Below are 20,852 nucleotides of genomic sequence, written 5' to 3'. Positions count from 1 at the left end.
CCCTCTCAGATGCAGCGCCCGCCATCGACTTCCATCGCGACGCCGGTGATCATCGATGCTTCGTCGGAGCAGAGGAAACAGGCCGCGTTGCCCATGTCCTCGGGCGTCGAGAAGCGGCCCAGCGGGATGGTGGCGAGGAACTTGGCGCGCATCTCGGGCGTGTCCTCGCCCATGAAGCTGGCCAGGAGCGGGGTGTCGCCCGCGACCGGGTTCAGCGCGTTGACGCGGATGCCGTCGGGCGCCAGCTCGACCGCCATCGCCTTGGTGGCGGTGATCATCCAGCCCTTCGAGGCGTTGTACCAGTTGAGCCGGGGCCGGGGCGACACGCCCGCCGTCGAGGCCACGTTCAGGATCGCACCCGCGGCCCGGGCCTTCATCATCGGCACGATATGGCAGGCCGAGAGATAGACCGACTTGGCGTTGACGGCGAGGACGCGGTCGAACTCGGCTTCCTCCACGGCCTCCATCGGCTGAGGCAGGTGGGTGATGCCCGCATTGTTCACGAGGATGTCGACGCGGCCCCATTCGTCGCGGGCCTGATGGGCCAGCGCCGCCCAGTCGTCGCCCTTCGACACGTCCATGGCCACGGCCAGCCCCAGCACCGATTTCGCGACCCGCTCCGCCCCCTCGGCATCGCGGTCGGCGACGATGACGCGCGCGCCCTCGGCCGCGAATTTCTCGACGATGCCCTTGCCGAAGCCCGACGCGCCCCCGGTGACGATCGCGCATTTCCCGTCCAGTCTCATGGCCCGAGCCCTCCCTCGGATCCGTCGATGCCACGCGCGGGGGCGTCTGGCCAGAGGCGGCGGAGGCGCATCCGTGTTATGGTGAGGTTTTGCAGGAGGATGGGATATGGACATGCGAGAGATCGCCCGCGAATTGGTCGCGGGCTGCCGCGAGGGGCGCGAGACGGCGAACCTGGAGAAGCTCTATGCGCCCGACGCGGTCAGCGTCGAGGCGGTGGATATGGGCGAGCAGGGGCGCGAGACGCGGGGCCTCGAGGGCATCCGGGGCAAGCACCAGTGGTGGGAGAGCAATTTCGAGGTGCTGAAGAACGACGTCTCCGACCCGATGCCGCATGGCGACGACCGCTTCGCCGTCATCTTCGAGGTCAAGACGAAGAACCGCGAGAGCGGCGATGTCGACGACATGAAGGAGGTCGGCGTCTACCACGTGGCCGACGGCAAGATCGTGCGCGAAGAATTCTTCTACCCGACGGGCTGAGGGCGCGCGGGGCGCTAGCCGGCCACCGCCGCCCTGCGCGTCAGCCGTGCCGCGCGGCGACGGTCTTGAGTTGGCTGAAGCCGTAGAGCGCCTCGAACCCCTTTTCGCGGCCGTGGCCGGACTTGCCGACGCCGCCGAAGGGCAGCTCGACCCCGCCGCCCGCGCCGTAATTGTTGAGAAAGACCTGACCCGCGCGCAAATCGCGGGCCATGCGCATCTGTCTGGCGCCGTCGCGCGTCCAGACCCCGGCGACGAGGCCGTAATCGGTGCCGTTGGCAATGCGCAGCGCCTCGGCCTCGGTCTCGAAGGGGATGACGACCTGCACGGGGCCGAAGATCTCGGCCTGTGCCAGCGGGTGGTCGCCGGTCGCGCCGGTCAGCAGGTGCGGGGCGACGAAATGGCCGCCCGACGCGGCGGCGGCGGCCTCAAGCTGGCCCGTGGCGGCGATCTCCAGCCCGTCGGCGCGCCCGAGGAAGCCTTCGACGATCTCCTTCTGGCGGGCCGAGATCAGCGGCCCGACCTCGAGGTCGTCGAGCGCGTCGCCCACGCGCAGCGCCCGGTAGCGGGCGGTCATCTGCGCGACCACCTCGTCGTGGCGCGACGCATGCACGAGGATGCGCGAGGCGGCGGAGCAGGTCTGGCCGGCGTTCTGGACGCCCGCGCCCACGAGGAAGGGCAGCGCGGCGTCGAGATCGGCATCCTCGAAGACGAGCTGGGGCGACTTGCCACCGAGTTCCAGCGTGACCGGGATCACGTTCGCGCCCGCCGCCTGCTGGACCTTGGCGCCCGTCGCGACCGAGCCGGTGAAGCTGATATGATGGATGCCCGGATGGGCCGACAGCGCGGCGCCCGCCTCCTCGCCCAGGCCCGGCACGACGTTGAGCGCGCCGGGCGGCAGCCCCGCATCCTCGGCCAGCCGCGCGAAGGCCAGCGCAGTGAGGCACGCCTCCTCGGCGGGTTTCAACACGCAGGCATTGCCCATCGCCAGCGCCGCCCCGACCGAGCGGCCGATGATCTGCATCGGGTAATTCCAGGGCACGATGTGGCCGGTGACGCCATGCGGCTGGCGCAGTGTGTAGACGGTGTAGCCGTCGAGATAGGGGATGGTCTGCCCGTGCACCTTGTCGGCCGCGCCGCCGTAGAATTCGCAGTAGCGCGCCAGCGCCAGCGCGTCGGCCCGCGCCTGGCCGAGTGGTTTGCCCACGTCCATCGCCTCGATCCGGGCGAGGTCGTCGACGCGTTCGGCGACGAGCCGGCCGATGCGGGTCAGGATGCGGCCGCGTTCGACGGCGGGCATCCGGCCCCATTCGCCGGCTAGCGCGTCATGGGCGGCGGCGACGGCATCGTCGATCTCGCGCGATTGGCCGCGGGCGATGGCGGCCATGGTCTCGCCGGTCGAGGGGTTCTCGACCGCCAGCGTCTCGGCCCCGCGGATCCAGCGGCCCCCGATCAGCATCTCTTCGGTGTCGAACCAGATATCCATGGCGCTGCCCTCCCTGCCGGCCGCGGAATTGGTGGCACGCGGCGGGGCGGGGGGCCAGCCCGTTTCGCCGGGGGGTGGGCGGTCCGGCCGGGGCCGTGCGGTCAGGCGGCGAGCCAGCCTTCGGGGATGGTCGGCGCGGCCGCGATCAGGCTGCGCGTATAATCCGAGCGCGGCGCGTGGAAGACGCGGTCGATGGGCCCGTCCTCGACGATGCGGCCGGCCTGCATGACCAGCACGCGGTCGCAGATCGCGCGCACCACGGTCAGGTCGTGGCTGATAAACAGATAGGCGAGGCCCAGCCGCGCCTGCAGGTCGTCGAGAAGCGCCAGAACCTGCGCGCGGACGCGGACATCGAGCGCCGAGACCGCCTCGTCCAGCACCAGCACGTCCGGCCGGGTGATGAGCGCGCGGGCGATGGCGATGCGCTGCCGCTGGCCGCCCGAGAACTCATGCGGGTATTTCTCCAGATCGGCGGCGCCGAGCCCGACCTGCTCCAGCGCCTCGGCGGCGCGCGTGGCGGCGTCCCTGGGGCGGCCGGTCAGGTGGAAGGGCTCGGTCACGAGGCGGCGGACCGGCCAGCGGGGATCGAAGCTGCCATAGGGATCCTGGAAGACGACGCTGATGCGCGCGCGGTCGGCGAAGCTCATGGCCGTGCCACCCGGCTGGCCGTGCAGGCGGATCGTGCCGCCCTGCACCGGCTCGAGCCCGAGAAGCGCGCGGGTCAGGGTGGATTTCCCGCAGCCGGACTCGCCCACCAGGCCGAGGCTTTCGCCGCGGTTGAGGCGCAGCGACACGTCGTCCACGGCGCGGTGGCCGCCATAGGCGCGGATGACGCCCTCGGCCTCCAGCACCGGGGCCGCGGCGACCTCGCGGGCCGTGCGCGCGGCCGGGCGCGAGGCGCGCAAAAGCTCGGTCGTATAGGGATGCGCGTGGGCCCGGAACAGCGGCTCGGTCGCGCCCTGCTCGACGATTTCGCCCCGCTTCATGACCGCGACGTGATCGGCGGTGCGGGCGACGACGCCCAAGTCGTGGGTGATGAGCAGAAGGCCCATTCCCTCGTCGGCCACCAGACCGCCCAGCAGGTCGAGGATCTGCGCCTGCGTCGTGACGTCGAGCGCGGTCGTCGGCTCGTCGGCGATCAGCAGGCGCGGACGGCGCGCGATGGCCATGGCGATGCAGACGCGCTGGCGCTGGCCGCCGGACAATTCGTGCGGGTAGCGCCCGAGCGGGATCCGCTCGAGCCCGACGCGATCCAGCCGGTCGCGGGCGATCCGCGCGGCCTCGCCGCGGGACATGCCGCGCAGGCGCAGCGCCTCGGCGATTTGCGCGCCGATCGTATGGACGGGGTTCAGGGCGGTCATCGGCTCCTGGAAGATCATCGCGATGTCGTCGCCGCGGATCTTCAGCCAGTCCCGCTCGCGCCCGGCCAGCAGGTTGCGGCCGTCCATCGCGATTTCGCCCGCGGTGGTGCTGCCGCGGGGCAGAAGGCCCATCAGCGCCAGCGCGGTCATCGACTTGCCCGAGCCGCTTTCGCCCACCAGGCCGGTGACCGCGCCTTCGGCCACGTCGAGCGACAGGTCGCGCAGGATCGGCGTGCCGTGGATCGCGAGCGACAGGTCGCGGATCCGGATGAGGGGGCTGCCGCTCATGCCGGCCCCCGCGCCCGTCGCGCCGTCCGCACCGCGCTCATATCCGCATCCGCCGCAACCGGGGATCGAGCAGGTCGCGCAGCCCGTCGCCCAGCAGGTTCAGCCCGAGCACCAGCGCCACGATGGCGAGGCCGGGCAGCACGGCGAGCTGCGGCTCGGTGTAGATCATGGTCTGGGCATCGGCGAGCATCCGGCCCCAGCTGGCCACCGGGGGCTGCGCGCCGAGGCCGACATAGGCCAGCGCGGCCTCGGCCAAGATGCCGAGGCTGAACTGGATCGTCGCCTGCACGATCAGCAGGTTCGCGATGTTGGGCAGCACGTGCTGCGCCGAGATCAGCCAGCGCCCCTTGCCCGCCACCCGCGCCGCCATGACGTAGTCCAGCGTCCAGATCGGCAGCGCCCCGCCGCGGGCCACGCGGGCGAAGACGGGGATGTTGAAGATGCCGATGGCGAGGATCGCGTTGACGGCCGAGGGGCCGAAGACGGCGGTGATGAGGATGGCGATGACCAGCGAGGGGAAGGCGAAGACGAGGTCGTTGCCGCGCATGATCAGCTCGTCGGCCAGCCCGCCGCGCATCGCCGCCGCCGCCAGCCCCAGGGGCACGCCCGCCGCGATGCCGATGCCCACCGCCACCAGCGCGACGGCGATGGAGGTGCGCGCGCCCTCCATCAGCATCGACAGCACGTCGCGGCCGAAATGGTCGGTGCCCAGCGGGTGGAGGGGCGAGGGGCCCTGCAGCCGGCCCGCGATGTCGAGCGCGGAGACGTCATGCGGCACCCAGAGGAGGCTGACCGCCGCCATCAGCGCGAAGAGGGCGGTGATCGCGCCGCCGACCCAGAGCGCGCCCCTCATCGGCGCAGCCTCGGGTCGGCCAGCGTGTAGGCGAGCTCGACCAGGAAGGTGACCAGGATCACGGCGGCGACCAGCAGCATGGTCACCGATTGCACCACGATCAGGTCGCGCTGGGTGATGCCCTGGAAGATGAGCCGGCCCAGCCCGGGCAGGAAGAACACGTTCTCGATGATGATGGCGCCGGCCAGCAGGAAGCTGAATTGCAGCCCCAGGATCGTCAGCACCGGGATCAGCGCGTTGCGCAGCGCGTGGCGGATCACCGTCGCGCGGCGGCTGAGCCCCTTGGCGCGGGCGGTGCGGATGTAATCCTGGTCCAGCACGTCGAGCAGCGCCGAGCGCAGGACCCGCGCCAGGATCGAGGCCTGCGGCAGCGCCAGCGCGATGGCGGGCAGGGTCAGCGCGCCGAGGGCCGCCAGCGGGTCGTCCCAGCCCGGAAAGCCACCCGCACCCACCCAGCGCAGCGTGACCGCGAAGACGAAGACCAGCAGCATCGCGAACCAGAAATTCGGGATCGCGATGCCGAGCTGGGTCGCGCCCATGATCCCCCAATCCGCGGGCCCGCCGCGCTTCGCCGCCGCGATCAGGCCCACCGGCAGGGCGATCAGCACCGTCAGCGCCAGCGCGTAGGCCGCCAGCGGGGCCGAGACGCCGATCCGGTCGGCGACCAGCCGGGCGACGGGCACGCGGTAGGTGTAGCTCTGGCCGAAATCGCCGGTCAGCATGCCCCCGACCCAGTCGAGGTAGCGGGCGGGCAGCGGCCCTTCGAGGCCCAGCTCGGCGCGCAGCGCGGCGACGGTTTCGGGCTGCGCGTTCAGCCCCAGCATGAAGGCCGCCGGGTCGCCGGGCACGGCCTGCAACATCACGAAGATGACGAGGCTGGCCACGGCCAGCGAGAGGATCAGGGAGAGGGCTCTCCGCCCCAGCGCGCGCAACATGGTCGCGACGCTAGCGGCTGGGCCCGGGCGGGGGAAGGCTGCGCGAGGCGGCGCGCCACGGCGAACGGCGCGGTCCGGTCGTCCGGGCCACGGGGCGGCGGGCTCACTGGGGGAAAGGGGTGCCGTCGCGCGGGGGGCGGGACGGAACCGGGGTCCGGCTTGTCGGGCCGGAGGCGGATCGGGCCCGATCCGGCCGCCCCTTGGGGCCCCCGGATCGCGTCGGGTGGACCGGGGTGTCAGACCCGGCCCGGTTGCTGCAGCGGGACCGGTTCTGGACCCGCGCGGTGAACGGATCGTTAAAGCGCCCGCAGAAGGGCCGCTTCCTCTGGCCGGAAATACTTCGGGGGCGCCGCAGGCGCGGGGGCAGCGCCCCCGCCGCCTACCGAGCCGCAGCCATCGGTCAGTCTTGCGCGCGCAGCACGCTTGCCGGGCGCGTGCTCAGCGGGCGCCAGGCGAAGGCCAGCCCCGCCAGCAGCGTGGCGAGCGCGCCGCCCAGCACGATGGCCGTGGCCGAGACCGGCTCGAAGGCATAGGGCGCCTCCATCACGAAGCGCATGATGCCCCAGCCCGCGATCGCGCCGCCGAGGATCGCGACCGCCCCGGCTGCCGCACCCAGCAGGGCCGAGCGCAGCGCGAAGCTGGCGAGGATCGTGGCCCGCGTGGCGCCCACGGTCTTCAGCACCGCCGCCTCGAAAACGCGCGCCCGCTCGCCCGCCGCGGCCGCGCCGATCAGCACGACGAACCCGGTGAGCAGCGTCGCGCCCGCCCCCCAGGAGGTCGCGGCGGCCAGGGCCGACAGCGCCTCGGTGACGAGGCCGATGGCGTCGCGCACCCGGATGGCGGTGATGTTGGGCGCGTCGCCCGCCACGTCGCGCAGGATCGCGGCCTCGGCGGCCTCCTCGGCATAGACGGTCGAGAGCCAGGTATGCGGCGCGCCTTCCAGCGCGGCGGTGTTGAAGACCAGCACGAAGCCGATCCCGCCCGAGGAGAAATCGACCTCGCGGAAATTGGTCACCGTCGCGGTCAGGCTGCGGCCCAGCACTTTCATGGTGATCTCGTCGCCCAAGGACACGCCGATCTCCTCGGCCTCCTCGCGCGCCATCGAGACCTGCGGCGCCCCGGCGTATTCCGCGGGCCACCATTCGCCGGCGACGACGCGCGTGCCCTCGCCGGGCGTGTCGGCGAAGCTGATGCGCCGGTCGCCCCGGGTCACCCAATGGTCGATCTCGGAGGCGTCGCGCCCGCCGATGGACTGCACCACGCCGCCCAGCATTGGCGCGTAGTCGACGCGGCTGACGGCGGGGTCGTTCTGCACCCGGTCGAGGAAGGGCTGCAACTGGGCGGGCTGGATGTCGATGAAGAAATAGCTGGGCGCGACCTCGGGCAGGTCGCGGTCGATGGCGGCGCGCATGTTTGCGTCGATCTGGCCCACGGCGGCCAGCACCGTCAGGCCGAGCCCGAGGCTGAGCACCACGGCCGTCGCCTCGCCGCCCGGCCCGCCGACCGAGCCCAGCGCCAGCCGCAGCGCCGGGCGGCCGCGCACGAAGCGCGTCCGCGCCAGGCGGCGCGACAGGCGGCGCACGCCCCAGGCGGCGGCGACCAGCACGGCCAGCGCGACGGCGATGCCGCCCGCCGAGTAGAGCGCAAGCGTCGGGATGCCCGACAGCCAGGCCGAAATGCCGACGAGAAGCAGCGCCGAGACGGCCAGCGCCGCGAGGTAGCGCTTGCGCGGCCAGGCCCGGACCGGGCCCGAGCCGTCGCGGAAGAGCGAGGCCGCGCGCACCTGCTCGGTTCGTGCCAGCGGCCAGAGCGTGAAGATCAGCGCTGTCAGCGCGCCGTAGAGCGCGGCCTCGGCCAGCGGGCCGGGATGCACGCCGAGGGCCACCGGCACCGGCAGCTGCGCCTGGATGAAGGGACCCGCGGCCAGCGGGATCAGCGCGCCGAGGACGAGGCCCAGTGCGATGCCCACGGCGGCCAGCGCGGCAATCTGGATCAGGTAGGCCGCGAAGATCACGCGGCCTTCCGCGCCCAGCGTCTTGAGCGTCGCGATCACGCCGGTCTTGCGGTCGAGATAGGCGCGGACCGCCGCCGAGACGCCGACGCCGCCCACGGCCAGCCCGGCCAGGCCCACGAGCACAAGGAAGCTGCCGATGCGGTCGACGAACCGCTCGATCTGCGGGGCGGCGTTGCGCCGGTCGCGCCAGCGCGCGCCGCTATCGGCGAAATAGGCCTCGGTCTCGGCCTCCAGCGCGTCGAGCCGGGCATCGTCGGTCTCGGGCGGCAGGACGATTCGGTATTCGCTGTCGAAGAGGCTGCCTTCGGTCAGCAGGCCCGACCCCTCCAGCGCCGCACTGCGCACCAGCGTGCGGGGGCCGAGGCCGAAGCCGTCCGCCCCGGCATCGGGTTCGCGCAGGAGCCGCGCGGTCACCGTCAGCTCGGCGGTGCCGAGAAACAGCGGATCGCCGATCTCCAGCCCCAGCCGGTCGGCCAGCACCGGGTGGACGACGACGCCGTTGCCGGCCAGCGCCACGGAGAGCGGGATCGCGGGCTCCAGCTCGACCTCGCCCACCAGCGGGTAGGCGCCGTCGACGGCCTTCACCTGGGTGAGCGCGCGGTCGGCCTCGAGCCCGTCGCCCGTGGCGGCCATGGAGCGGAAATCGACGATCTCGGACACCTGGCCCAGCGCGTCGAGCCAGGCGCGTTCCTCGGGTGTGGCGAAGCGGAAGGCGATATCGACCTCGGCGTCGCCGCCCAGGATGTTGCGGCCCTCGCGCTCGAGCCCTTCGGTGATCGAGACGCGGACCGAGCCCACGGCGGCGATGGCCGCGACGCCCAGCGCGAGGCAGGCGAGGAAGATGCGAAAGCCGCGAATGCCGCCGCGCAGCTCGCGCCGGGCGATGCGGGCGGCCTGTCCCAGCCATCCCCGGCCGCCGGAGGACCCGCGCGCGGGCGTCACGTCGGAGGCGGCGCTCATTCCGCGGCGTCCCGGCGGCGCGTCTCGGATTCGAGCCGGCCATCCACCAGCCGGATCGTGCGGTCGCAGCGCGCGGCGAGATCCGTGGAATGCGTCACCAGCACCAGCGTCGCGCCGTGGCGGTCGCGCAGCCCGAAGAGCAGCTCCATGATCGCGGCGCCGGTCGACTGGTCGAGATTGCCCGTCGGCTCGTCCGCCAGAAGGATGTCGGGCCGCGGCGCGGCGGCGCGGGCCAGCGCGACGCGCTGCTGCTCGCCGCCGGACATCTGCGACGGGTAATGGCCGGTGCGATGGCCGAGCCCGACGGCCTCGAGCTCCTCGGCGGCGCGGTCGAAGGCGTCGGCCACCCCGGCCAGTTCCAGCGGCGTGGCGACGTTTTCCAGCGCCGTCATCGTCGGGATCAGGTGGAAGGACTGGAAAACCACCCCCATATGCTGCCTGCGGAAGCGGGCCAGCGCGTCCTCGTCCATCGCCGTCAGGTCATGGCCCAGCGCCTCAACCTGCCCGGAGGAGGCGCGTTCGAGCCCGCCCATGAGCATCAGGAGAGACGATTTGCCCGAACCCGACGGACCCACCAGCCCCACGCTGTCCTTCGCGCCCACGTCCAGCGTGATGTCGTGCAGGATGTCGACGATGCCCGCATTACCGGGCAGCGACAGCGAGACGTCGCGCAAAGACAGGACCATGGGGAACCTCGTGGGGTGGATGCGTGGCTTTGGATATGGGGCTTGGGCGCGGGTGAACAAGGCGGTTCAGGTGGGGCTCGTCGCCGCGCTGGCGGCCGGGCCGGCCGGGGCCGAGACGGTGACGGTGGCGGCGCTGGGCGACAGCCTGACCGCGGGCTACGGCCTGCCCGACGGGCAGGGCTTCGTGCCGCAACTGCAGGCCTGGCTGGACGCCAACGGCGTCGATGCCGAGGTGCTGAACGCCGGTGTGTCGGGCGACACGACGGCGGGCGGGCTGGCCCGGCTGGACTGGACGCTGACGCCCGAGGTGGACGCGCTGATGGTCGCGCTGGGCGGCAACGACCTTCTGCGCGGCATCGATCCGGCCACCAGCCGCGCGAACCTGGCCGCGATCCTGGAAGGGGCGGGCGAGCGGCCGGTGCTCCTCGTGGGGCTGCCCGCGCCCGCCAATTACGGCCCCGCCTTCCAGCAGGCCTTCGACGCGATGTATCCCGAACTCGCGGCCAAATACGACGCGCTTCTGGAGGAGAGCTTCCTCGGCCCGCTGACGGCCGAGCTGGATGCGCGCACCGCCCGGGGCCGCTACATGCAGGGCGACGGCATCCACCCCAACCGCGAGGGCGTGAAGGTCATCGTCGAGACGCTGGGGCCGCGGGTGGCCGAGCTTGTGGCGCGCGTCGCGGCGGAGTGACGGGCGCCCGGTCGCGGGGAGCGCACAAGGGCCGCATAGCTTGATCGTGAACGAAAAGCGGCCCCGCCGGGACAATTCCGGACGGGGCCGAGAGGCCGGGACGCGCGCCTTGGGGGGCAGATGGGAGAGACAGGCGCGCGCCCGGGACGGGTCTGATTTACTGGTCTTCCTGACGCTCCGCCGCGATGCGGGCGAGGATATCGGCGCCGTAGGCCGGGCTGCCCGAGGCCACGGTCAGGTTCGCGCCCTGGCCGATCAGGTCGCCGCGGTTCTCGGCGCTGCGGTTGAAGTGATCGTAGATCGCCGCGTAGCGGGCCGAGCGGGTCGAGACGGTGACGTAGTCGTTATCCGCGGCGGGCAGCACCGTCCGATCGCCGACTTCGCGGGACTGGTTGAAATGGGCGAGGGCGGCGGCGGCGCCCGGCGCGACCTGCGCGGCGGCGGGGGCGGCGAGGCCGGCGGTGGCGATCAGGGCAGTGGCGATGAGCGTTTTCATGGCAATGGTCCTTTCAAGAATGGCCCCGGGGCGTTGGATCCGGGTTTGGTTTCGCCGTGGCACTGCGCCCGGCGTCTGGGGATCAATCTGGCGGTCGCGGCGCTCGCTCGCAATGCACAGCGGCGTGAGAATTGCGAGATGTCGGCTCGTGTGCGCACATATCCGGATGCCTTCCTGCACCGACCTCACGGACGGGCCCGCGCCGCGCACGGGCGCGTGACGAAAGCCGCCCGATCTGAAACGGAATCGCCCCCTTGCCCCCCGCCGGCCGCTCGGGCGACACCTGCGGCGCCGATACGAAAAGGGAGGCCGCCATGACCCATATCCTCGCCATCGACCAGGGGACGACCTCCAGCCGCGCGATCCTGTTCGACGCGACGCTGAAGATCGTGGCCACCGCCCAGCGGGAATTCGGCCAGCACTTCCCCGATAGCGGTTGGGTCGAGCACGATCTCGACGAGATCTGGACGAGCGTGGTCGAGACCTGTCGCGCCGTCGTCGAGAAGGCGGGCATCGCCGCCTCCGACATCGCGGCGATCGGCATCACCAACCAGCGCGAGACCACCGCCGTCTGGGATGCCGAGACCGGCGCGCCTGCGCATCGCGCGATCGTCTGGCAGGACCGGCGCACCGCCGCCTTCTGCCGCGAGATGGCGGAGCACGAGGCCGAGGTGACGCGGCGCACGGGCCTGCTGATGGATCCGTATTTTTCGGGCACCAAGCTGCGCTGGCTTCTGGAGAACGTGGACGGGCTGCGCGCCCGGGCCGAGGCGGGGCGCGCGCTGTTCGGCACGATCGACAGCTTCCTGATCTGGAAGCTGACCGGCGGGGCGACCCATGCGACCGATGCCACCAATGCCTGCCGCACGATGCTCTACAACATCCACGAGCGGCGCTGGGACGACCATGTCTGCGGCCTCCTGGACATCCCGATGACCATGCTGCCCGAGATCCGGGACTGCGCCGCCGATTACGGCACGACCGACATCCTGGGGCCGGCGATCCCTGTGCTGGGCGTGGCGGGCGATCAGCAGGCGGCGACGATCGGGCAGGCCTGCTTCGGCGAGGGCATGATGAAATCGACCTACGGCACGGGCTGCTTCGCGCTGCTCAACACCGGGGACACGCCCGTGGCCTCGAGCCACCGGCTCCTGACCACGGTGGCCTATCAGCTCGACGGCAAGGCCACCTACGCGCTGGAGGGGTCGATCTTCATCGCGGGCGCGGTGGTGCAATGGCTGCGCGACGGGCTGGGGATCATCGGCAAGGCCTCGGACACGCAGCCGCTGGCCGAGAAGGCCGACCCGCAGCAGCGCCTCTACCTCGTTCCGGCCTTCACCGGGCTGGGCGCGCCGCATTGGGACCCGGACGCGCGCGGCGCGATCTTCGGGCTGACCCGCGGGTCGGGCCCGGCGGAATTCGCCCGCGCGGCGCTGGAATCGGTGGGCTACCAGACGCGCGACCTGCTGGAGGCGATGTCGGCCGACATGGGCGGGCTTGGCGAGACGGTGCTGCGCGTCGATGGCGGCATGAGCGCGTCGGACTGGGCGATGCAGTTCCTGTCGGACATCATCGGCGCGCCGGTGGACCGCCCCGAGGTGCTGGAAACCACGGCGCTGGGCGCGGCCTGGCTGGCGGGGATGAAGGCCGGGGTCTGCCTGCCCGGGGATTGAGGAGTTCAGCCGCAGCTGGGCGCTGGACCGCCGCTTCGAGCCGCAGATGGACGCGGCGCAGCGCGAGACGCGCTATGGCGGTTGGCAGGACGCGGTGCGGCGGACGCTGACGCGGTAGCCGGGCACGATCTTTCGGACGAAAGATCGCCGCCTAGCGGACCTTCAGGACGATCTTCCCGATATGGTCGCCCGCTTCCATCCGGGCATGGGCCTTGGCCGCGTCCTCCAGCGCGAAGACCTCGTCCATGACGGGCGCGATGGTCCCGGCGTCGAGCAGCGGCCAGACCTCGGCGCGCAGGGCCTCGGCGATGCGCGCCTTGGCGAGGTCGCTTTGCGGCCGCAGGGTCGAGCCGGTGATCGTCAGCCGCCGCACCATGACCTGCGCGAAGTTCAGTTCGACCTTCGGGCCCTGCAGGAAGGCGATCTGGACCAGCCGTCCGTCATCGGCCAGCGCGCGGATGTTGCGGGGCAGATAGTCGCCGCCCACCATGTCGAGGATCAGGTCCGCGCCGCCCGCGGCCTTCACCACCTCGACGAAATCCGCCTCGCGATAGTTGATCGCCTCGGCCCCGAGTTCCGCGCAGGTCGCGACCTTTTCCGCCGACCCGGCGGTCGCGAAGACCCGCGCGCCGCGGGCCCGGGCGAGCTGGATCGCGGTGGTCCCGATGCCCGACGAGCCGCCATGGACGAGGAAGCGCTCGCCGCCGCGCAGCCGGCCCCGGTCGAAGACGTTGGTCCAGACGGTGAAATGGGTCTCGGGCAGGGCGGCCGCCTGCGCCATCGACAGCCCCTCGGGGATGCGCAGCGCGTGATCGGCGGGCGTCGTGACGTATTCGGCATAGCCGCCGCCGGGCAGGAGCGCGCAGACATGGTCGCCGACGCTCCAGCGGGTGACGCCCGGGGCGGTCGCGGCGACGGTGCCCGCGCATTCAAGGCCGGGCAGGTCCGAGGCCCCCTTGGGCGGGTCGTAGGCGCCCGCGCGCTGCAAAGCGTCCGGACGGTTCACCCCGGCATGGTCGACGGCGATCAGGATCTGGCCCGCGCCGGGCTGCGGCACCGGCCGCTCGACCGCGCGCAGCACCTCGGGCCCGCCGGGCTGGGCGATCTCGACGGCGCGCATCGTCTGGGGAAGGGGCATGGGGCGGCTCCGTGGCTCGGGTCGACCCGTCTTAGCGGCGCGGGCGGGGCGATCCAAGCGGCGCGGGGCTCACTCGCCGCGCGGCGGCTCGGCCCAGTAGCCCGGCAGGTCGCCGCGCGGCATCTTCGCGGGCGCCCGGATGCGCGAGAGCAGCCGGTTCGGTCCCTCCATCAGCCGCGAGATCACCGGCGACTGGCGCGCGCGCCCCTTCACCTTCTCGATCTGCATGACGTCGTCGATGCGGCGGTCGAGGAAGTCCCAGGTTTCGCGGTAGCCCTCGGACTGGTCGCCCAGCCAGTAGAGCACGGTGGCCGAGTAGACGCCCGAGAGCGTGGCGCGCTTGGTGTACCAGTTCACGTCGGTGCTGGTGTCGCCCAGCGCGTCCCAGATCGCGTCGACGGTCCCCCACATCGCCTTCAGCCCGTCGGCGGCATGGATCGGGAGCGCGAAGAGCGTCATGCCGCGACGCACGGCCTCGCGGTTCTCGTCGGCGATCTCGATCCGGGTGCGGACGGCATGGGCCACCCGGTCGCGGTAGCGCATCTCGTCTGTGTCGGCCGCGTTCAGCGCCGCGATCATCCGGTCGTCGCCGCGCGCGTGGAAGGCCAGCGCGAGGTCCACCGCGCCGCGCGGAAAGGCCGCGCGGCCCTGCGCGGGGGTGACGCCCGCATCGCGGATCGCGGCGCGGAACGTCTCGGACGACCAGCCGTCGAAGGGGACGTGCATCAGGGCGGCGTCGAGGATCCTGTCCTTCAGGGGGGTCATGGCGGCCTCCGGGTTGCGGTTGCTGGACAAGATAGGCGGGCCCGCCTATATCGCCACTTCCTGCACCGATTGATCGGACAACTTGAACCTAGAAAGGTGGTGACAACCACATGCAGGTCAGCGTTCGCGACAACAATGTCGATCAGGCCCTCCGGGCCCTGAAAAAGAAGCTGCAGCGCGAGGGCGTGTTTCGCGAGATGAAGCTCAAGCAGCATTTCGAGAAGCCCTCCGAGAAGAAGGCGCGGCAGAAGGCCGAAGCGATCCGGCGTGCCCGCAAGCTCGCTCGGAAGAAGGCCCAGCGCGAAGGGATGCTCTGAGAGCACCCGTTCGGCGAAAGCCGCCAGATCGAACCCCCCGGTGCCCCGCGCGGCGCCGGGGGGTTCTTCGTTTCGGGGGGTCAGCGGGCCGAATGCAGTAGATGTGCCGCCCGGATCAACTCGTAGCTCCTGTCGAGGTCGAGCGCCGCCTCGGCGAGATCTTGAAAGAGCCAGGGCGGGACGTTGTCCGGATCGAGCCGGAGCAGAGCTTGCGCGGAAGCCCAGGCACGGGCCCATCGCGCCTCCGGCGTGAGCTCGGGCAGGGGCTGATTGTAGGCATCGGCGACCAGCTCTTCGATCCAGACGCTCTGGGATCGCATCTGCAGGCTGCGGCTCAGGCGCTCCGCCAAGTTCGCCTTGAGGCGAGCCAATGTCGCAGCCGCCAACCGGTTCGAGGCGCGGCCCATCCACGAGCGCAATTCATCCGGCGGCAGGTCTGCGGATAGAATGGCTTCCCAGGTTTCGAAGGGCGTCTGTGTCATGTCGAGAAGCGCGAGCGTCCCTTCCACGTCGTCGGACGTCGCGCGCAGTCCCGTCAGTTCGTCCCGCCAATCCTTTGCGAAGTCGGTTCCACGTATCGGGCCGACATGCATTGACACGCCGATCACCCGGTCGTCGAGCTTCGCGAGCTTGGCCGCCGCCTTGTCCAGCATATCGACCACCTCGGATCGTGGCCGCCCGGCGGCATGAAGAGCCCGTGCGATCTCCAGCAAGGTTCGGACGGGGAAGACACCCGGGTTAGCCTCTCCTGCCTCGCGTGTCCGAAGAACAAGATCACCGGCAAGATCCCCGAAGCCAGCTTCGACCGCCCGCCGGACCAGCAGGACCATGCTCGTGATATCGGGGATACCGACGGCCTTTATTTCCGCCTCGAAGGCGTCGACCAATACGGCCCGAATGATCTCGGGGTGTTCGGCATAGACGGCGCGAAGCCAGGGACGGTGGGGCAGAAGCTTCGGAACTTCGTGGGACTGTTCCAAGACCGTATGAGCCTCGGTCAGATCGCCTGCCAGAAACAACAGATGGGCCGCATTTTGCGTATCGCCATCGAAGATGCGTTTCTCGCGATCGGTCTGCGGCGAAGCCCTGCGCCCGTCCAGGATGCGCCCGGCCATGTCGCGCAGCAGGCTTTCTGCGCGCGGATGGCGCGCGGGCGGCGCGGGGTGGTTGGCGAGCCAAACCGACAGGCCAGCCACTTCAAGTCCCGGAATGTAAAGAAAACTCGGCTCGAAATTGCGGACCGCGGCAATCGCCTCGTCGAGGGTCCGGCCCTGCCGAAGATCGTAGGCGATAGAGCCCTGTGCAATCAATTTGGACCGCCACTCGGTATCGATGGCCGGGCCGAACTTCCGACGCAGGCGCATCTCGGGCCGATCAAGGGCGTAGAGATCGCCGATTAGAGCAAAGGCACGATCACGGTCCACCACCTCGACAGCTCGATCCGACAGACAGGCTGCCGAAGGCGTCTCGCGGCAGATGGCATTCGGATCGTGCAGCCAGACGCCGATGAGCCCCGCGACAAGCAGGAAAGCCGGCAATCCGACCCGCCATATCATTGGCGCCATCAAACCATCCCGCTGGCAACTTCGTCGACGTCTGTCGATGCGCTGCCCTCAAAGATCTGGATCGGCAGCCTGCTGACGCCGCATGGTGGCCGCACTAGCGCTCGAATCCGGTATCGGTGATCCGTGTCGCGCCCGGCTGGATGACGTTGCCGTCGGCGTCGAACTCGACCGCGCGCCGCTCGGGCGAGTGCGGATCGACCGTGTCGTCGAAGAGCTTGTGCTGGATCACCCCGGGGACGGTGGCGAAGTCCTTCATGATCCGGTCCGGATACCAGCTGCGCCCGACGGTGGAGAAGCCCAGCTCGCGCAGGATCCCCGACACGCTCTGGCCGCAGGTGGCCTTGCCCGCGGGCCCGTGGCTCTGGACCATCTGTAGCGCGCGCTCGGCGGTGGCGGCGTCCACCGGGATCTCCTGGATCACCATGTGGTAGGTGGGGCGCGCGTGGTAATCGAGGTAGAATTCCAGCATCGTCGGATCGATGCCGTAGAGCACGTCGCCGCGCTCGGGCGCGTTCGGATGCCACCAGGTGCCGGCGGGATCGAAGATCACCCGCTGCGAGCCCGAGACCATCAGCGCCGAATGACCGCCCGCGCCGGAGCGGTTGTTGATCGCCGTCAGCAGCGTCAGCTTGGCGGGTCCCGGCGCGACATAGGCGTGGCGCGAGACCTCCTCCATCGGGGCGTAGATGTCGTCGGCGCCGCAGGCGGCCAGCAGCGGCAGCGTCAGCGCAAGCAGGGCGGCCCTCAGCAAGGGATCAGGCCCGGAAGATCGCCAGCAGGATGAGAAGAACGATGATCGCGATGACCGTCCACTTGGTGAAGGTCATGAAGCCCGCGAAGGTCTTCTCCTGCTCGGTGATGTCCATCTCTCCGCGCTTGTGGTCGTCGGCCATCGGGTCGCTCCGGTCGTGCTTCGTCTCGACGCCCCTCTAGCGGGTCGCGCGGGCGGTGTCACGCGCCTGTTGCGCGATCCGGGGCTTCGGCGGGATCGACCGGCGCGTCCTGTTGCGCAGGCTCCCCGTCGGCCGGATCGTCGGGATCGGTTTCGGTTTCCAAAGCGCGCGCGAGGCGGAAGCCGATGCGCAGCGGCTCGGGGCGGTCGGGCGGCTTGCGCACGGCGCGCAGCAGCACGTTGAGCTGGCTCACATGCTGGATCAGCTGGCAGCGGTCGCCCTCGTCGTCGACGCCGCTGAAGGTCAGCATGTCGGGGGCGGAGAAGCCGATGCCCTGGATGCGCAGGATGCCCGCCGCGCCGCCGGTGAAGCCCATCGCCGCCTCGTGATCGTCGTCGAGCGATTCCTCGAAGGCCTTCAGGTAGAGGATCACCCGCTGGTAGCCCCATTCCGCTGGGCTGCGCGCGCCGGCCCCGCGCGCGACGCCCGCGGGCAGGGCGGGCGCGTGGTCGGTGCCGTCGGCATGGGTCTCGACGCAGCGCGGCAGGGCGTGCGCCTCCATGGCCTCGGCGGAGGTGGCGATGTCGGTGTCCTGCATCGCCGCCAGCATGACGCGCCCGCAGCGGGGGTCAAGCCGCGGCTCAGGCCGCGCGGAAGGTCCAGACCCCGTCGGCGCGCGTCTCGCGGATGGCGCGGCCCTGCAGATGCAGGTGGCGCAGGTGGGCGATGGCCTCGAAGAAGGCCAGCCCGTACATCCCGTCATCCACCCGGCGCTTGAAGAGCGGCGCGAAGCATTCGCCCCCGGTGCGCGGCGTGGCGAGGTGGTCCTCCAGCCGGTTGAGCGCGGTGACGTGGTTGTCGCGGAGCGAGGCCAGCCGGGTCGGCAGGCCGCGATAGGGCGTCTTGTGGCCCGGCAGCACCAGCTGATCGGCGCGCGCCAGCGGCGCCAGGCGCGCGCAGGCCGCCAGCCAGTCGCCCACCGGATCGCCATTCGCCTCGGTCGGGTAGAGCCCGAGATTGGGCGAGATGCCGGGCAGGAGCTGGTCGCCCCCCAGCACCAGGTCGCCCTCCGTCTCGAAGAGGACCGCGTGTTCCGGCGCGTGCCCGTCGCCGCGCGCCACGCGCCAGCAGCGGCCGCCCAGCTCCAGCGTTTCGTCCTCCGCGATCCGGGTGAAGCCCACGGGCAGCGGCGCCACGACATCGGCGAAGTTGAAGGGCCGCTCGGCCGCGCGGCGGGCCAGGACCTCCGGGTCCATCCCCCAGCGGCGGCAGTAATCCAGCGTCTCGGACGTCGGCAGGGGCTGTTCGTCCAGCACCAGCATCCGCGCCATCAGCCAGGCGGTGCGCGTGGCCAGAAGCTCGGCCCCGCGCGCCTGCAGCAAGCCGGCGAGGCCGATATGGTCGGGGTGGTGATGCGTGACCAGCACGCGCTGGATGGGCAAGCCGCCCAGCGGCCCGGCTTCCAGCGCCCCGACGATGGCCCGCGTCCGCCTCGTGTCGAAGCCGGTATCGACCATCGTCCAGCCGCCCGGCTCGCGCAGGAAGTAGATATTGACGTGATCCAGTGCCATCGGCAGCGGCAGGCGCGCCCAGAGCACGCCCTCGGCCACCTCGATCGCTTCGCCCTCGGGCGGCGGCGCTTCCCAGGGGAAGTCCAGCCCGGCATAGCCGTCGGGGATCTCGACATCCTTCACGGGGGGCGATCCTTCCTCTGGCCGGAAATACCTCGGGGGACGAGAGGGGCGGAGCCCCCCGCCCGGTCGCGGCCGTCAGGCCGCGATGGTCTCGGTCGACACCGCGTAGAGCTCTTCCGCGCCGGTCCGCGCCTTGGCCATCTCGGCCAGCGCCTCGGGCAGCATCCGGCCGCCGGCGAAGCGCGCGAGGCCTGCCCGGTCGGGATCGGCCCCGGCCGCGCGCAGGTGATAGGCCGCGCCCAGCACGCGGGCGAAGGCGTTCAGATAGGCCACCGCGCCGGCGAAGCGGTCCTGCATGTCCTGCTCCAGCATCCATTCGGTCAGCATGCGCAGATCGGCCACCGCGGCCTTCAGTCCCGCGTGGTCGATTTCGGCCAGCTCGTCGAGCAGCGCGAAGGCCGCGGCGCCGCCATCCATCAGCTTGCGGCCCACGAGGTCCATCGCCTGGATGCCGTTGGTGCCCTCGTAGATCGCGGTGACGCGCACATCGCGCAGGTATTGCGCGGCGCCCGTCTCCTCGACGAAGCCCATGCCGCCATGGACCTGGATGCCCTCGCCGGCCACGCGGATGCCGATATCGGTGCCGAAAGCCTTGGCGATCGGCGTCAGGAACGCGCCCCGCGCGCGCCAGCCCGCATCGCCGGTGGCCTTGGCCATGTCGAGCGCGACCGCGCAATCCATCGCCAGCGCCCGCACCGCGAAGGTATCGGCCTTCATCGACAGCACCATGCGCCGCACGTCGGCATGGTCGAGGATCGAGCCGTCGCCCTTGGGCGTCCGGCCCTGCTTGCGGTCGAGCGCGTAGCCGATGGCGTGCTGCATCGCCGCCTCGGCCACCGACAGGCCCTGCACGCCGACGCCGAGGCGAGCATTGTTCATCATGGTGAACATCGCGGCCATGCCCTTGTGCGGCTCGCCGATCAGCCAGCCGGTCGCGCCGTCATATTGCATCACCGCGGTGGGCGAACCGTGCAGGCCCAGCTTGTGCTCCAGCGAGACGACCTTCAGGTCGTTGGCCCGCCCCAGGCTGCCGTCTTCGTTCGGAATCCGCTTCGGCACCATGAAGAGGCTGATGCCCTTCGTGCCCTCGACCCCGTCGGGCAGCCGCGCCAGCACGAGGTGGCAGACATTCTCGGAAAAGTCGTTGTCGCCCCAGGAGATGTAGATCTTCTGACCCGTCACCGCGTAGCTGCCGTCGCCATTGGGCACGGCCTTCGATTTCAGCGCACCCACGTCGGAGCCCGCCTGCGGCTCGGTCAGGTTCATCGTGCCGCACCATTCGCCCGAGACGAGCTTGGGGATGTAGAGCTCGCGGATCTCGTCGGAGGCATGCGCCTCCAGCGCCTCGATCTGGCCCTGCGTCATCAGCGGGTTGAGCTGCAGCGACAGGCAGGCCGAGCCCATCATCTCGTTGACCGCCATGGTCAGCGCGATGGGCAGGCCCATGCCGCCATATTCGGGATCGGCCGACATGCCGAGCCAGCCGCCTTCAGCGATGGCGCGGAAGCCGTCGCCGAACCCGGGCGAGGTGCGCACGACGCCGTTCTCCAGGCGTGCGGGATGCAGGTCGCCCTGGCGGTTGAGGGGCGCGAGCACCTCCTCGCACATGCGGCCGGCCTCGGTGAGGATGGCGTCGACGGTCTCGGGCGTGGCCTCGGCGAAGGTTTCGGTCGCGGCGACGCGGTCGAAGCCGACCACATGGTCGAGGACGAAGCGCAATTCGGAAACGGGGGCGCGGTAGGGCATCGGAGGACCTCCCAATCAGGATCTCGGGCCGCTATAGGCCCGCTTGACTTGCACGTAACCTAAGGCGCGT

At 71.1% G+C, this 20,852-nt stretch carries 19 protein-coding genes and 1 pseudogene; 4 read left to right on the top strand and 16 right to left on the bottom strand.

The features are described from left to right. Nucleotides 1-5 precede the first annotated feature (5 nt). Nucleotides 6-746: an SDR family oxidoreductase gene (locus P8627_RS05380; RefSeq protein ID WP_279966627.1), complete on the bottom strand. Its 741-nt coding sequence runs from the start codon at nucleotides 744-746 to the stop codon at nucleotides 6-8. A 106-nt stretch (nucleotides 747-852) separates the two neighbouring features. Here P8627_RS05380 and P8627_RS05375 point away from each other — a divergent pair, with 106 nt between their 5' ends. Then, nucleotides 853-1,224, top strand: a complete 372-nt coding sequence (locus P8627_RS05375) for a nuclear transport factor 2 family protein (protein ID WP_279966626.1) — start codon at nucleotides 853-855, stop codon at nucleotides 1,222-1,224. Nucleotides 1,225-1,264: 40 nt separating this feature from the next. On the opposite strand, the gene P8627_RS05370 is transcribed toward P8627_RS05375, so the two are convergent. The 6 genes from P8627_RS05370 to P8627_RS05345 all read right to left on the bottom strand — a co-directional run bounded on the left by P8627_RS05370 (nucleotide 1,265) and on the right by P8627_RS05345 (nucleotide 9,804). Next, a complete protein-coding gene (locus P8627_RS05370; protein ID WP_279966625.1) occupies nucleotides 1,265-2,707 on the bottom strand; it encodes an aldehyde dehydrogenase family protein in 1,443 nt (480 codons plus the stop codon). Nucleotides 2,708-2,808: 101 nt separating this feature from the next. Next, entirely contained in the window at nucleotides 2,809-4,356 is a 1,548-nt protein-coding gene (locus P8627_RS05365; RefSeq protein WP_279966624.1) for an ABC transporter ATP-binding protein, read from the bottom strand. Nucleotides 4,357-4,393: 37 nt separating this feature from the next. Then, entirely contained in the window at nucleotides 4,394-5,209 is an 816-nt protein-coding gene (locus tag P8627_RS05360) for an ABC transporter permease (protein ID WP_279966623.1), read from the bottom strand. Next, nucleotides 5,206-6,144: an ABC transporter permease gene (locus P8627_RS05355; RefSeq protein ID WP_279966622.1), complete on the bottom strand. Its 939-nt coding sequence runs from the start codon at nucleotides 6,142-6,144 to the stop codon at nucleotides 5,206-5,208. Before P8627_RS05355 ends, P8627_RS05360 begins: the two co-directional genes overlap by 4 nt. A gap of 400 nt (nucleotides 6,145-6,544) precedes the next feature. Continuing rightward, nucleotides 6,545-9,118: an ABC transporter permease gene (locus P8627_RS05350; protein WP_407932971.1), complete on the bottom strand. Its 2,574-nt coding sequence runs from the start codon at nucleotides 9,116-9,118 to the stop codon at nucleotides 6,545-6,547. Beyond that, a complete protein-coding gene (locus P8627_RS05345; RefSeq protein WP_279966621.1) occupies nucleotides 9,115-9,804 on the bottom strand; it encodes an ABC transporter ATP-binding protein in 690 nt (229 codons plus the stop codon). Before P8627_RS05345 ends, P8627_RS05350 begins: the two co-directional genes overlap by 4 nt. Between P8627_RS05345 and P8627_RS05340 the strand changes: the two genes are divergently transcribed. Then, complete coding sequence (locus P8627_RS05340; RefSeq protein ID WP_407932970.1) at nucleotides 9,803-10,495, top strand: arylesterase; 693 nt, start codon at nucleotides 9,803-9,805, stop codon at nucleotides 10,493-10,495. The two genes, P8627_RS05345 and P8627_RS05340, sit on opposite strands and share 2 nt — an antisense overlap. 157 nt (nucleotides 10,496-10,652) lie before the next feature. On the opposite strand, the gene P8627_RS05335 is transcribed toward P8627_RS05340, so the two are convergent. Further along, nucleotides 10,653-10,991, bottom strand: a complete 339-nt coding sequence (locus P8627_RS05335; RefSeq protein WP_279966619.1) for a hypothetical protein — start codon at nucleotides 10,989-10,991, stop codon at nucleotides 10,653-10,655. Between the two features lie 314 nt (nucleotides 10,992-11,305). On the opposite strand from P8627_RS05335, the pseudogene glpK reads away from it, so the two are divergent. Beyond that, nucleotides 11,306-12,782 (top strand): annotated as a pseudogene (glpK, locus tag P8627_RS05330) (glycerol kinase GlpK). A 33-nt stretch (nucleotides 12,783-12,815) separates the two neighbouring features. Here glpK and P8627_RS05325 read toward each other — a convergent pair. Both P8627_RS05325 and P8627_RS05320 read right to left on the bottom strand, forming a co-directional pair. After that, nucleotides 12,816-13,802: an NAD(P)H-quinone oxidoreductase gene (locus P8627_RS05325; protein ID WP_279966618.1), complete on the bottom strand. Its 987-nt coding sequence runs from the start codon at nucleotides 13,800-13,802 to the stop codon at nucleotides 12,816-12,818. A gap of 69 nt (nucleotides 13,803-13,871) precedes the next feature. Beyond that, a complete protein-coding gene (locus P8627_RS05320) occupies nucleotides 13,872-14,567 on the bottom strand; it encodes a COQ9 family protein (RefSeq protein WP_279966617.1) in 696 nt (231 codons plus the stop codon). 110 nt (nucleotides 14,568-14,677) lie between these two features. Between P8627_RS05320 and rpsU the strand changes: the two genes are divergently transcribed. Next, nucleotides 14,678-14,884, top strand: coding sequence for a 30S ribosomal protein S21 (gene rpsU, locus P8627_RS05315; protein ID WP_279966616.1), 207 nt, complete (start codon nucleotides 14,678-14,680; stop codon nucleotides 14,882-14,884). Between the two features lie 80 nt (nucleotides 14,885-14,964). Here rpsU and P8627_RS05310 read toward each other — a convergent pair whose 3' ends face one another. From P8627_RS05310 to P8627_RS05285, 6 genes are all read right to left on the bottom strand, one after another. Next, complete coding sequence (locus P8627_RS05310) at nucleotides 14,965-16,422, bottom strand: hypothetical protein (RefSeq protein WP_279966615.1); 1,458 nt, start codon at nucleotides 16,420-16,422, stop codon at nucleotides 14,965-14,967. A gap of 121 nt (nucleotides 16,423-16,543) precedes the next feature. Continuing rightward, nucleotides 16,544-17,200 carry a hypothetical protein gene (locus P8627_RS05305; protein ID WP_279966614.1) on the bottom strand — a complete coding sequence of 219 codons (657 nt, stop codon included), beginning with the start codon at nucleotides 17,198-17,200 and terminating at the stop codon, nucleotides 16,544-16,546. Nucleotides 17,201-17,204: 4 nt separating this feature from the next. Further along, nucleotides 17,205-17,342, bottom strand: coding sequence for an aa3-type cytochrome c oxidase subunit IV (locus P8627_RS05300; RefSeq protein WP_279966613.1), 138 nt, complete (start codon nucleotides 17,340-17,342; stop codon nucleotides 17,205-17,207). Between the two features lie 58 nt (nucleotides 17,343-17,400). Then, entirely contained in the window at nucleotides 17,401-17,940 is a 540-nt protein-coding gene (locus P8627_RS05295) for a DUF6173 family protein (protein WP_279966612.1), read from the bottom strand. Between the two features lie 43 nt (nucleotides 17,941-17,983). Then, on the bottom strand, nucleotides 17,984-19,036 hold the full coding sequence (locus P8627_RS05290) for an MBL fold metallo-hydrolase (RefSeq protein WP_279966611.1): 1,053 nt from the start codon (nucleotides 19,034-19,036) through the stop codon (nucleotides 17,984-17,986). Nucleotides 19,037-19,111: 75 nt separating this feature from the next. Continuing rightward, nucleotides 19,112-20,782, bottom strand: coding sequence for an acyl-CoA dehydrogenase (locus P8627_RS05285; RefSeq protein WP_279966610.1), 1,671 nt, complete (start codon nucleotides 20,780-20,782; stop codon nucleotides 19,112-19,114). Nucleotides 20,783-20,852 lie beyond the last annotated feature (70 nt).

The organism is Jannaschia sp. GRR-S6-38, from assembly GCF_029853695.1.
In the GTDB taxonomy this organism is placed as follows: Bacteria; Pseudomonadota; Alphaproteobacteria; order Rhodobacterales; family Rhodobacteraceae; genus Jannaschia; species Jannaschia ovalis.
The sequence above is the reverse complement of the archived record's forward strand: the minus strand, read 5'-3'. Positions and strand labels throughout refer to the sequence as shown.

Bases quoted from the DNA above. Each gene is read 5' to 3' on its own strand.
- P8627_RS05350 (WP_407932971.1), bottom strand. From the start codon at position 9,118: ATGAGCGCCGCCTCCGACGTGACGCCCGCGCGCGGGTCCTCCGGCGGC.
- P8627_RS05300 (WP_279966613.1), bottom strand. From the start codon at position 17,342: ATGGCCGACGACCACAAGCGCGGAGAGATGGACATCACCGAGCAGGAG.
- P8627_RS05295 (WP_279966612.1), bottom strand. From the start codon at position 17,940: ATGCAGGACACCGACATCGCCACCTCCGCCGAGGCCATGGAGGCGCAC.
- P8627_RS05325 (WP_279966618.1), bottom strand. From the start codon at position 13,802: ATGCCCCTTCCCCAGACGATGCGCGCCGTCGAGATCGCCCAGCCCGGC.
- P8627_RS05375 (WP_279966626.1), top strand. From the start codon at position 853: ATGGACATGCGAGAGATCGCCCGCGAATTGGTCGCGGGCTGCCGCGAG.
- P8627_RS05370 (WP_279966625.1), bottom strand. From the start codon at position 2,707: ATGGATATCTGGTTCGACACCGAAGAGATGCTGATCGGGGGCCGCTGG.
- P8627_RS05335 (WP_279966619.1), bottom strand. From the start codon at position 10,991: ATGAAAACGCTCATCGCCACTGCCCTGATCGCCACCGCCGGCCTCGCC.
- rpsU (WP_279966616.1), top strand. From the start codon at position 14,678: ATGCAGGTCAGCGTTCGCGACAACAATGTCGATCAGGCCCTCCGGGCC.
- P8627_RS05355 (WP_279966622.1), bottom strand. From the start codon at position 6,144: ATGTTGCGCGCGCTGGGGCGGAGAGCCCTCTCCCTGATCCTCTCGCTG.
- P8627_RS05360 (WP_279966623.1), bottom strand. From the start codon at position 5,209: ATGAGGGGCGCGCTCTGGGTCGGCGGCGCGATCACCGCCCTCTTCGCG.
- P8627_RS05345 (WP_279966621.1), bottom strand. From the start codon at position 9,804: ATGGTCCTGTCTTTGCGCGACGTCTCGCTGTCGCTGCCCGGTAATGCG.
- P8627_RS05340 (WP_407932970.1), top strand. From the start codon at position 9,803: ATGGGGAACCTCGTGGGGTGGATGCGTGGCTTTGGATATGGGGCTTGG.
- P8627_RS05320 (WP_279966617.1), bottom strand. From the start codon at position 14,567: ATGACCCCCCTGAAGGACAGGATCCTCGACGCCGCCCTGATGCACGTC.
- P8627_RS05380 (WP_279966627.1), bottom strand. From the start codon at position 746: ATGAGACTGGACGGGAAATGCGCGATCGTCACCGGGGGCGCGTCGGGC.
- P8627_RS05285 (WP_279966610.1), bottom strand. From the start codon at position 20,782: ATGCCCTACCGCGCCCCCGTTTCCGAATTGCGCTTCGTCCTCGACCAT.
- P8627_RS05365 (WP_279966624.1), bottom strand. From the start codon at position 4,356: ATGAGCGGCAGCCCCCTCATCCGGATCCGCGACCTGTCGCTCGCGATC.